The organism is Klebsiella sp. JN_Kp121 (assembly GCF_040062145.1).
Taxonomy (GTDB): domain Bacteria; phylum Pseudomonadota; class Gammaproteobacteria; order Enterobacterales; family Enterobacteriaceae; genus Klebsiella; species Klebsiella aerogenes.
The window spans coordinates 20670-30782 of sequence record NZ_JBEAHX010000016.1 but is presented as its reverse complement, the minus strand read 5'-3'; the positions used below and the strand labels follow the sequence as shown (position 1 = coordinate 30782).

Here is a 10113-nt window from a genome sequence, read left to right as displayed (position 1 = left end):
TTTTGGGGGCCCCCACGCCCCTGAGTATTTCCCCGCTAGCGCTGCGCTTAGCGGGGCTACTGGTTCACAGCTGCCACTTACTCACCCTCAATAAACACCATCCCCTTATACGGCTGCTCGCGGCAGGCGGCCAGGCGCTGGGCGAGGCTGCCGACGTGCAATTCCAGCTTGTGGCCGTCGGGGTCGAGGAAATAGTGCGATTCGCCTTCGCTACGGTTTAGCTTCCATACCGCTACGCCAGCGACCTCAAGACGGGCGGCAAAGCCGGCAAAATCGGCCTCGCTGATGCTAAACGCATAATGGGTGTAGTCGCTCTCCTCCGGCGGAGTGACGCGCCGCTGCGGATCCAGCGACAGGCACAGCCACAGATCGCCGCAGGAAAGATACGCACCGCTATCCCAGCGCGCGTGCAGCGTCATGCCGAGTAGCTGATGATAAAACGCCACGCTCGGCGCCAGCTGGCTGACCGCCAGGGTCAGATGATTTAATCCGCTCAACATATCTGTTCCTCCGGTGAGATGCGCTAACCATACCCAATCCCACCCTAAACCACCATTGTGGCAGCGAAAGGACATCCTGCTGGCCGCTAAGACCGGCAACTTCGCCCCCGGTCTCTTTCTGACGCCGCGTAATAGTGTATGTTCTCAACTATCGACATTGAACAACCCGGTAACGAGATGAGACGTATTGAGATAGTACTGCGGGAGCTGGAGAGGCTGAGCCAGGCCGTGACGCTGGAGGATTTAGCCAGGGGCTCGAACGCCTTCACCGCAGAGCAAATCGGCTTTAACCTCGGGCTGGCGCGCAACTCGGTGAGTAAAGATCTCAATCAGCTATGGAGCGACGGGCTGGTGATTAAAACGCGCGGCCGCCCGGTGTTCTTTTTACATCGCCGGACGACGGAAACGCTGCTCGACCGTACGCTGACGGAAAGCGAACGCGAGCCGGCAACACTCGCCGATCTCCTGCCGCAGCCACAAGATAACAATGAGGCTGTCGACCCGTTCGCCATGCTGATCGGCCACGATCGCAGCCTGCACGATGCCGTGGAAAAGGGTAAAGCCGCGGTGCTGTATCCCCACGGCCTGCACGTCCTGCTGACCGGCCCCTCCGGCGTGGGTAAAACCTTTTTTGCCGAGCTGATGCACCGCTACGCCTGCGAGCATGCCGGTGAAAAACGGCCGCCTCTGGTCTACTTCAACTGCGCAGAATACGCCAACAACCCGGAACTGCTGTCATCGCATCTCTTTGGCCACCGCCAGGGCGCCTTTACCGGGGCGACGGAAAACAAAAGCGGGCTGATCGAACAGGCCGACGGCGGCTATCTGCTGCTGGATGAAGTGCATCGCCTGCCCTATGAAGGGCAGGAAAAGCTCTTCTCGCTGCTGGATAAAGGCGAATATCGCCCGCTCGGCGCCAGCGGCCCGGCGCGCAATATCGCCGTACGTCTGATTTGCGCCACCACCGAGCCCGTCAGCTCATCGCTCTTACGTACCTTCCAGCGGCGTATCCAGGTGGCTATCGATTTGCCAGGTATCCGCCAGCGTTCGGTTGAGGAGCAGATTGAACTGATCATCGGCTTTTTACAGCGTGAAAGCCGCAAGATCGAACGCACGGTGAGTATCGATAAAACCTTGCTGCTATGGCTGCTGAATAAGCCGCTAGAGGGCAATATCGGCCAGCTCAAAAGCGATATCCAGTTTTTGTGCGCCCAGGCATGGGCCTCGGGGATGGCGGCCCATAACGAAGTATTGCTACTGGATAGCAAACTGGCGGACGGCCCGATCAATGCCACGCCGGAGCAACGACAGCTGGTCGATGCGCTGTTTAACGGCCGTCCCCTGCTAAACATCGATGCCCGTACTCTTCCGCAGTTGAAAAGTTCAGCGGCCGATGACAGCGTCGAGGAGAGCGACCTGTTCTACAGCTTCCTGACTCGCGAGTACGTTAACCTGCGCAACAGCAACGTGCCGCCCGCCGAGACGCTGGCGATCCTTAAAAATAAGCTCAGCTCGATTTTTGAATATGGCCTCTATAGCCGCGATAACGCCAGCCATGCCCCGCGCTATGGCGATCGGATTGAAGAGCGGGTGGATCTGCTGATCGGTTACGTTGAGCAGGTACTCGGCTTCGCCCTACCGGAAAACCTGGTCAACCCGCTGCGTAAACACTTTCTCGCTCTCATCAGCTACGTACAACGCGGCCTGATCCCGCAGTTATACTCTTCGAGCCTGATCCTCGATCGCTGCAAAGATGAATACGATAATGCCACTCTGTTGTGCAAGAAGATCAACGACCTGCTGCATATCCAGTGCCCGGCCACCGAGGTGGTCTGGCTGTGCCTGTTCCTCAAAGAGTGCCGCCATTACCGCCAGCGCATCAGCGCCAGCCCGGACTGCGGGGCGATCCTCATAGCCCATGGCGCCACCACGGCCACCAGCATGGCGCAGTACGTCAATCGGGTGCTGGAGCGCGAATTGTTCAACGCTATCGACATGCCGTTCGAACAATCGGTGCACGATACGCTGGAAAAGCTGATCCAGTTGATCCACAGCAAAGGCTGGCAGCGGCTGATCCTGATGGTAGACATCGGATCGCTGGTTCATTTCGGTAGCACCATCAGCAAACTGTTCCAGATCGATGTCCTGCTGATGCCGAATATCACCCTGACCAGCCTACTGGAGATCGGTCTCGATCTCAGCTACGAAACCGGCGACCTGCCGCGGTTGGTCAATCTGATGCAGGAAAAAGGTATCGCCAGCCAGCTATGCACGCCGCAGCAGGAGAACGCCGGCAAGGTGCTGGTTATCTCCTGCATTACCGGCATGGGCACGGCGGAAAAAATCAAAAAGGTGCTGGAGGAGAGCTTTGGCGAGCTGATGTCGCAGGATACCCGGATGGTTATCCTCGATTACAACGAAGTTCGCAGCCCGGAGCGCCTGCAGCAGGCGATCAGGGCGCATGAACGGCTGGCGGGTATTGTCGGGACATTCCAGCCGGGGCTGCCCGATATCCCGTTTATCTCGCTGGAGGAGCTGTTTTCCGAGCAGGGACCGGAGCTGGTGCTCAGCCTGCTGACCCCCGATTTGTCCAGCAGTGAACGTCGTCTGGAGATGGAGCGCAGCGCTTCACGGTTTATCAGCGCCCTGACCATGGAAAGCATTATCAACCATATTTCGGTGCTCAATCCGCAGCGCATATTAAAAGAAATGGAAGGGATCCTGAACCATCTCAGGAACGCGTTGGCCATCGCGCCTAACCGCCAGGTGACACTACGCTTTCTGATCCACTGCTGCTGTATGGTCGAGCGTATCGTGATTAACCGTAAACCGTTACAGATGGCGCTGGAAACGCGGCCGGATATGGACGCTCAGGCATTTAGTGTCATCAAATCGGCTTTCCATCCGGTTGAAGAGGCCTATGCCATCCGTTTATCCGATGCCGAGTACATTTATATCTACGAATTATTATTTAGTTAACGCCTGTTCTGGCGCGGCTTTGCGGCCCGCCAGCCTTTTCCTCTTTGGTAGATGACACAAATTGTGGCACGCGCTTTGCTCTTATTAGTGCGTCAACGATTCGGCGCCAGGAGGCCACTTTGTCATCCACTGAACCTACCACCCAGTTACCCCAGATTCTGCTGCTGACGCACGGCGGCTGGGGCACGCAACTTTGCGACAGTCTGCGCATGGTGACCGGCGAAATCGCCGGCGTCAGCGAAATCGCGCTTATGCCGGTCGATACCCTCGGCGAGTTTTATCAGCGCGTCGAAGCGGCCGTGCAGGCGATGCCGGCAGGATCGCTGATTTTGACCGATTTTCTCGGCGGCACCACCTCCAACGTCGCCGCGCGCTTGAGCGCGGATTATCCCATCGCCGTCGTCTGCGGGCTCAACGCCTCGCTGCTGTTGGAGGCATTGGATCTGCGCGAGCAGGGCCCGCTCACCGGCTACGTCAATGCGCTGGTCGAAGCCGGACGCAGCAGCTGCCGCGACGTTGTCGCCCACGTGAACCAGTTAACCTCTTAAGGAGCCCATCATGGCAAAAATCGTTTTATGTCGTATCGATAGCCGTCTGATCCACGGTCAGGTCGTCACCAAATGGGTCGGCCAGTCGCAGGCCAATCGTATCGCCGTGGTCAGCGACGAGCTGGATGCCGATCCGTTTATGAAAAATATCTATTTAATGGCCGCGCCGCCGAACATCAAAGTCGACTGTTACGGCAACGCCAGCTTCGCCGCCGCCTGGAAAGAGAATCAGCTCGGCGATGGCAATGTGCTGGTGCTGTTCCCGTCGCTGTCGGCCGTTCAGGAAGCTGTCCAGTTGGGCTTTGACGTGCAGACTATTCAGGTTGGCGGGCTGGGCGGCGGGCCGAACCGCAAGGCCGTGTTCCAGAACATCACCCTTGATGAAAAAGACGTCGGCATCCTCGGCGCTCTGAAAGATAGCGGCATTCAGGTGTTCTTTCAGACCATCCCGGAAGATAAACCACAGTCACTGGACGACATCCTGAAAAAATTCTAACCAGTTGATAAAAAGGTAAAAACTATGGATACCTTACTCTTTGCGAGCCTGATGGGGTTGTATTACTGGTTCGCCCGCTTACGTTTAGGCTATACCTTCTCCGCCATGTTGCTGCAGCCCGTGGTGATCGCCGTATTCGTCGGCCTGCTGCTGGGCGATATGAAAACCGCGATGATCATCGGCGCGGGTATGCAGCTGGTCTATCTTGGAGTGACCTCCACGCCTGGCGGCAACGTGCCGTCGGACCCGGCGCTGGCCGCCTGTATCGCCATTCCGATCGCCGTGAAGGCCGGGATGGAGCCCAACCTAGCGATCGCGCTGGCAATCCCGTTTGGCGTCATCGGGGTATTCCTCGATCAGCTGCGCCGCACGCTCAACGCCGCGTGGGTGCATATGGCCGACAAACACGCCGAAAGCGCCAACATGGCGGGCATCATGCGCTGCGCCTTTATCTATCCGGCGCTGCTGGGGCTGGTGCTGCGCTTCCCGGTGGTCTTCGCCGCCAACTACTTTGGCCAAAGCGTAGTGGAAAAATTCCTCAAACTGATGCCGCACTGGCTGACCCACTCCTTTGAAATTATGGGCGGTATCCTGCCGGCGCTGGGCTTTGCCATCACCATCATGGTGATCGGCAAAAAGAGCCTGCTGCCGTGGTTTATCGGCGGATTTTTCGCGGTGCTCTACCTGAAGGTGGACATCATGGCGATGGCGATTTTCGGTACCTGCGTCGCCTTCCTGATTAAAGGCCTGGCCAAAAATGAAGGAGCTGCATGATGAGTAGCGATGTAATGGAACATGAACTGGTTGAACGCGCCCGCGAAACCCAGGCGCTGAGCAAAGCCGATATCACCAAAGCCTGGCTGATTTACTGGCTGGGGGCGGAAGTATCCAGCTCCTACGAACGTCTGCAGAGCCTGATTTTCTGCGCCTCAATGACGCCCATCATCAAAAAGCTGTACCCGGAAAAAGAGGAGCAGACCGAGGCGCTCAAACGCCACCTGAACTTCTTTAACTCGGAACAAACTTTCGGCTCGGTTATCCAGGGTATCTCTATCGCTATGGAAGAGCAGAAAACCCGCGGCGAGCCGATCAGCGATGCTTCAATCACCGGGATCAAAACCGGCCTGATGGGGCCGCTGGCCGGGATGGGCGACTCGATTATCTGGGCCGCGGTGATGCCGTTGCTGATTGCCATTTTCATCCCCTTCGCCGCCAGCGGCAGCGCGTTCGGCGGGATCGCCCCGCTGATCCTCTACCCGGCAATCACCATGGCGATAAGCTACGGACTGGTGCATAAAGGCTACACCCTGGGCCGTGACTCCATTATCGGCCTGCTGCAAGGGGGGCGAATTAAAGAATTGATTTACGGCGCCAACGTGCTGGGTCTCATCATGATGGGCGCGCTGTCGGCAAGCTACGTCAAAATCACCACCCCGCTGAAAATCAGCGCGCTTAAAGGCTCGGAAGTGGTGGTCCAGCAGATCCTCGACTCGATTGCCCCCGGCCTGCTGCCGCTGGCGGCGGTGTTCGCTATCTATTTCTACTTACTGAAAAAAGGGCCGCGCTACACCACCATTTTACTGTCAATCGTTGCTATCAGCATCGTCTGCTCGCTGTTGGGAGTGCTGTAAATCATGAACGGCAATATATACCAGCAACTGGGCTTAAAACGGGTGATTAACGCCTGCGGTAAAATGACCATCCTCGGCGTGTCCGCCGTCGACCCGCAAGTGATGCAGGCCACCGCGCAGGCGGCGGGGGCCTTCGTCGAAATCGATAAATTAACCGACCGTGCGGGCGAGCTGATTTCCGCCCACACCGGCGCGGAAGACAGCTATATCACCTCCTGCGCCTCCGCCGGTATCGCTATCGCCGTCGCGGCGGCGATCACCCGCGGCGAGCCGGAAAAGGTGGCGCAGATGCCGGACAGCAGCCAGTGGCCGAACGAGATAGTGATACTGCGCGGGCATAATGTCGATTACGGCGCGCCAATCACCAGCGCCATCCGCCTCGGCGGCGGGCGCATTGTCGAAGTCGGCTCCAGCAATCTGGCGGCACGCTGGCAGCTGGAGAGCGCGGTGAACGCACGCACGGCGGCGCTTCTGTATGTGAAATCGCACCACTGCGTGCAGAAAGGCATGCTCGGTATTGACGATTTCGTGCAGGTTGCCCGCCAGCATAATCTGCCGCTGATCGTCGACGCCGCCGCCGAAGAAGACTTGCGCCAGTGGGTTGCCAGCGGCGCGGACATGGTTATCTACAGCGGGGCGAAAGCTTTTAATGCTCCAACCTCAGGCTTTATTAGCGGCAAGCGCACCTGGATCGCCGCCTGTAAAGCCCAGCACCACGGTATCGCGCGGGCGATGAAAATCGGCAAAGAGAATATGGTCGGTCTCGTCTACGCGCTGGACCGTTACCGGACAGCGGCGCCGGCGCCTGACGCCGCCGCGCTGCGTCCATTCGCCGAGGCGATTTCCGCGCTACCCGGCCTGTGCGCCGATATCGAGCAGGATGAAGCCGGTCGCGCCATCTGGCGCATTCGGGTCAGCGTCGACGCCAATGAACTGGGACTCAGCGCCCGTGAGGTTGAAGCTCAGCTACGCGGCGGCGATATCGCTATTTACGCCCGCCGCTACTATCTGCATGAGGGCCATTTTAGCCTTGACCCCCGCACCGTCGGCGAAGGAGAAATGTCGCTCATCGTCGCGCGCTTACAGGAGATTACGCAGCATGCAGCGGATTAACTTTTATCGCCAGCGGGTGGCGATTAACGTGCTGGCGAAGGATATCGCCAACGCCCGGGAAATCTATGACGCCGCTGAAGGACACGCGGTGATTGGCGTACTCTCAGCGCAATTTACCAGCGTCGAACAAGGCATTGCAGAAGTGCGCCGCTGGATGGCGGAAGTGCCTTCTATTTCCGTCGGTCTCGGCGCCGGCGATCCGGCGCAGTTTTACAAAGCGGCAATGATCGCCGCAAAGCTCCACCCCGCTCACGTCAACCAGACCTTCACCGGCAGCGGCTTTGCCGCCGGGGCGCTGGCGGCGACCGGAGGCCAGCAAACCTTTATTAATGCGCTGGTCAGCCCCAGCGGCACGCCCGGTGAAGTACGTATCTCCACCGGCGTGCGCAGCGCCAAGGGCATCCCGGCCCAGGTTTCCTGCGATGCGGCGGTCAGAATGATGCAGGATATGGGCGCGCACGCGGCTAAATTTTTCCCGATGGGGGGCGAAAAGTCGCTGGCGGAGCTGAAAGCGCTCGCCCAAAGCGCGGCAGAAAACGGTATGACGCTGATTGAGCCCACCGGGGGCATCGATCTCGATAACTTTGCGCTGATTCTGCAAACCTGCCTGCAGGCCGGCGTCGCGCAGATCATGCCACACGTGTACAGCTCCATTATCGATCCGCAAAGCGGCAATACCCGCCCGCAAGATGTCCATGCTCTGATGAACATCGTCAAGGAACTGGTCGATTAATCCCCCCGCGCGTGCGGTGTAGGCCACTATTACCGCACGCACTAACTGCCTGATCTGCTGAAGGTCACTGTCAATCTGTGAGCCTCCACGCAATAACCGCATCCCGCCGTGCAAAGCGCCCTCTCATATTGATAGCGATCAAGAATAATCATACCGTCTGGTCGGTATGATCCGGGCCATGAACATGGAAGCCCAGCATCGTAAAAAAGACCCCGTCCGTTTGCATCGTCAACTGCTTGAATCGGCGGCGATGATTGCCGGCCGGGACGGTATCGCCGCCCTGTCGCTGAACGCCGTCGCCCGCGAAGCTGGCGTCAGCAAAGGCGGGCTCATGCACCATTTTCCCAATAAACAGGCGCTAATTTTCGCCCTGTTCGCCCGGCTGTTGGCGATTATGGAAAAGGCGATTAGCGAGCTGATGGCCGCCGATAACATCGCTTACGGGCGCTTTACCCGCGCCTATTTGCGCTATCTGTCCAACCCGGAGCTGACGGATACCCACGAAAGCCGGCAACTGATGGTGCTGTCTCTGGCGATGCCCGACGAACCGGTGCTGCGAAAGTGCTGGCGCGACTGGATGCTGGATCATCTGGCGCAGGGCGATGCGCTCGATAACGGCCCGACCGGCACGCTGGTGCGCTATGCCGCCGACGGCATCTGGTTATCGGAACTGACCGAAGGGCGCACCATGAGCAGCGAACACCGCCAGGCGCTGGTAAACGATCTGACAAAAATGACGCTTCCCGCGTGAAGCGAGTAGAGTGAGGCCGCGATGCGCTACAACATCAATGCCCGTCTCATTTATGACGCAACGGACGGCACCCTAACATTACCGGGCGGCAATGAGCCGGATAGCCAGCTATCCATTACCGCCAACGCGCTGCTCTATTTTTTTCTTCGCCATACCGGCGTTGTCAGTCGCGATGAAGTGTTGAAAAAGGTCTGGGACGATAACGGCTTAACCTCATCCAACAGCAATCTCAATCAATACCTGAGCATGCTGCGCAAAACCTTTCGCCACTACGATATCGATAACATTATTGTCACCGTGTCGCGCGGCATGCTGCAGCTGAATCAGGATCTCAGCATCGAACTGCTCGATGCCGAGCCGACGCCCGCCGATGCCGTTCTCACATGCGCTACGCCTGATGAAGCCGCCCCCGCTGCGGCGCCGACGCCGCCCGCCGCTTCTCTACATGCGCGCGGTATGTGCTGGTATCTGGCCGGCGGCTGTCTGCTGCTCATCGCCCTGCTGCTGGTGGCATTTAGTCTCGCCGGCACCCACGTCGCCCGGCCAATCAATCTGACGCTGATGAGCCACAGCCAGTGCGAACTGCTGGCCAGCGATGAAATGCTGCGTTCGGTTTCCGCCACGGCCTACGGTAAGAATTTTGATGAGGTGCGTCAGCGGCTGAAGCTCAGCTGCAAGCCGGGGGAGCGTTTCGTTTTCTTCTACGGCGACCGGCTGGAGACTAACGGCCTGGGCCGGGTATTTCTCGCCCACTGCGCGATGCACGAAGACAACCCATTTAGCTATTGCGATAACTACTTTTACTACTCCTGGAAGCCGCAATGAGACTCGCGCCCCGCCCCTTTTTCGCCCTTTCCGCCATCGCGTTTATCGCCGCCGCCGGTTTTAGCGCCTGGCGCCTGCTGCCGGATGCCAACGACGGCGTGATGAGCTGTTCCACCAAAGCAATCATGCGTTTTGAGAACATGGAAAAAGAGAATGTGAACGGCAATATTCATTTTAATTTTGCCGCCAACGGCAACGGTTCGATGGTGGTGGAAGGCTATACCGATTCCGCCGCCGGCTGGCTCTACCTGCAGCGCTACGTCAAATTCAGCTACACCAGCCAACGCATCTCGGCAACCGAACGCCACTACCGCATTAAAAAATGGGAATCCAGCGCCTCATCCATCGACGAATCGCCGAATGTCATCTTCGACTACTTCATGCGCGAGATGTCCGACAGCCACGATGGCCTGTTCCTCAACGCGCAGAAGCTTAACGACAAAGCTATCCTGCTGAGTTCTATCAACTCGCCGCTCTACATCTGCACGCTGAAGTCCGGCAGCACGCTTAACTAACCCGTCCCCCCTGAACCGCCGC

General features: G+C 58.3%; 11 protein-coding genes. 10 read left to right on the top strand and 1 reads right to left on the bottom strand.

What is annotated here, in order from left to right; genetic code table 11:
- Positions 1 to 77: 77 nt before the first annotated feature.
- Positions 78 to 500 (bottom strand): FosA5 family fosfomycin resistance glutathione transferase, encoded by a 423-nt coding sequence (gene fosA / locus ABLU86_RS17590; protein WP_101706020.1) that lies wholly within the window; start codon positions 498 to 500, stop codon positions 78 to 80.
- Between the two features lie 177 nt (positions 501 to 677).
- Here fosA and dagR point away from each other — a divergent pair, with 177 nt between their 5' ends.
- From dagR to ABLU86_RS17540, 10 genes are all read left to right on the top strand, one after another.
- The gene (gene dagR / locus ABLU86_RS17585) at positions 678 to 3479 is read left to right on the top strand and encodes a transcriptional regulator DagR (RefSeq protein WP_032709783.1); all 2802 of its coding nucleotides are present in this window, start codon (positions 678 to 680) and stop codon (positions 3477 to 3479) included.
- A 119-nt stretch (positions 3480 to 3598) separates the two neighbouring features.
- The gene (locus ABLU86_RS17580) at positions 3599 to 4027 is read left to right on the top strand and encodes a PTS fructose transporter subunit IIA (protein ID WP_045379940.1); all 429 of its coding nucleotides are present in this window, start codon (positions 3599 to 3601) and stop codon (positions 4025 to 4027) included.
- A 10-nt stretch (positions 4028 to 4037) separates the two neighbouring features.
- Positions 4038 to 4523, top strand: a complete 486-nt coding sequence (locus tag ABLU86_RS17575; RefSeq protein WP_015368462.1) for a PTS system mannose/fructose/N-acetylgalactosamine-transporter subunit IIB — start codon at positions 4038 to 4040, stop codon at positions 4521 to 4523.
- Between the two features lie 24 nt (positions 4524 to 4547).
- The gene (locus ABLU86_RS17570) at positions 4548 to 5297 is read left to right on the top strand and encodes a PTS sugar transporter subunit IIC (RefSeq protein WP_015368463.1); all 750 of its coding nucleotides are present in this window, start codon (positions 4548 to 4550) and stop codon (positions 5295 to 5297) included.
- The gene (locus ABLU86_RS17565) at positions 5294 to 6154 is read left to right on the top strand and encodes a PTS system mannose/fructose/sorbose family transporter subunit IID (RefSeq protein ID WP_162182316.1); all 861 of its coding nucleotides are present in this window, start codon (positions 5294 to 5296) and stop codon (positions 6152 to 6154) included. Before ABLU86_RS17570 ends, ABLU86_RS17565 begins: the two co-directional genes overlap by 4 nt.
- 3 nt (positions 6155 to 6157) lie before the next feature.
- The gene (locus ABLU86_RS17560) at positions 6158 to 7267 is read left to right on the top strand and encodes a DgaE family pyridoxal phosphate-dependent ammonia lyase (protein WP_020079724.1); all 1110 of its coding nucleotides are present in this window, start codon (positions 6158 to 6160) and stop codon (positions 7265 to 7267) included.
- Positions 7254 to 8000, top strand: coding sequence for a 2-dehydro-3-deoxy-phosphogluconate aldolase (locus ABLU86_RS17555; protein ID WP_020079725.1), 747 nt, complete (start codon positions 7254 to 7256; stop codon positions 7998 to 8000). The genes ABLU86_RS17560 and ABLU86_RS17555 overlap by 14 nt, the downstream gene beginning before the upstream one ends.
- A gap of 166 nt (positions 8001 to 8166) precedes the next feature.
- The gene (locus tag ABLU86_RS17550; protein WP_015704263.1) at positions 8167 to 8751 is read left to right on the top strand and encodes a TetR/AcrR family transcriptional regulator; all 585 of its coding nucleotides are present in this window, start codon (positions 8167 to 8169) and stop codon (positions 8749 to 8751) included.
- Between the two features lie 21 nt (positions 8752 to 8772).
- Positions 8773 to 9576, top strand: a complete 804-nt coding sequence (locus tag ABLU86_RS17545; RefSeq protein WP_015704262.1) for a winged helix-turn-helix domain-containing protein — start codon at positions 8773 to 8775, stop codon at positions 9574 to 9576.
- The gene (locus ABLU86_RS17540; RefSeq protein ID WP_020079726.1) at positions 9573 to 10091 is read left to right on the top strand and encodes a FidL-like protein; all 519 of its coding nucleotides are present in this window, start codon (positions 9573 to 9575) and stop codon (positions 10089 to 10091) included. The genes ABLU86_RS17545 and ABLU86_RS17540 overlap by 4 nt, the downstream gene beginning before the upstream one ends.
- Positions 10092 to 10113: the final 22 nt, after the last annotated feature.

Bases quoted from the DNA above. Each gene is read 5' to 3' on its own strand.
- dagR (WP_032709783.1), top strand. From the start codon at position 678: ATGAGACGTATTGAGATAGTACTGCGGGAGCTGGAGAGGCTGAGCCAG.
- ABLU86_RS17545 (WP_015704262.1), top strand. From the start codon at position 8,773: ATGCGCTACAACATCAATGCCCGTCTCATTTATGACGCAACGGACGGC.
- ABLU86_RS17575 (WP_015368462.1), top strand. From the start codon at position 4,038: ATGGCAAAAATCGTTTTATGTCGTATCGATAGCCGTCTGATCCACGGT.
- fosA (WP_101706020.1), bottom strand. From the start codon at position 500: ATGTTGAGCGGATTAAATCATCTGACCCTGGCGGTCAGCCAGCTGGCG.
- ABLU86_RS17550 (WP_015704263.1), top strand. From the start codon at position 8,167: ATGATCCGGGCCATGAACATGGAAGCCCAGCATCGTAAAAAAGACCCC.
- ABLU86_RS17560 (WP_020079724.1), top strand. From the start codon at position 6,158: ATGAACGGCAATATATACCAGCAACTGGGCTTAAAACGGGTGATTAAC.
- ABLU86_RS17555 (WP_020079725.1), top strand. From the start codon at position 7,254: ATGCAGCGGATTAACTTTTATCGCCAGCGGGTGGCGATTAACGTGCTG.
- ABLU86_RS17570 (WP_015368463.1), top strand. From the start codon at position 4,548: ATGGATACCTTACTCTTTGCGAGCCTGATGGGGTTGTATTACTGGTTC.
- ABLU86_RS17565 (WP_162182316.1), top strand. From the start codon at position 5,294: ATGATGAGTAGCGATGTAATGGAACATGAACTGGTTGAACGCGCCCGC.
- ABLU86_RS17540 (WP_020079726.1), top strand. From the start codon at position 9,573: ATGAGACTCGCGCCCCGCCCCTTTTTCGCCCTTTCCGCCATCGCGTTT.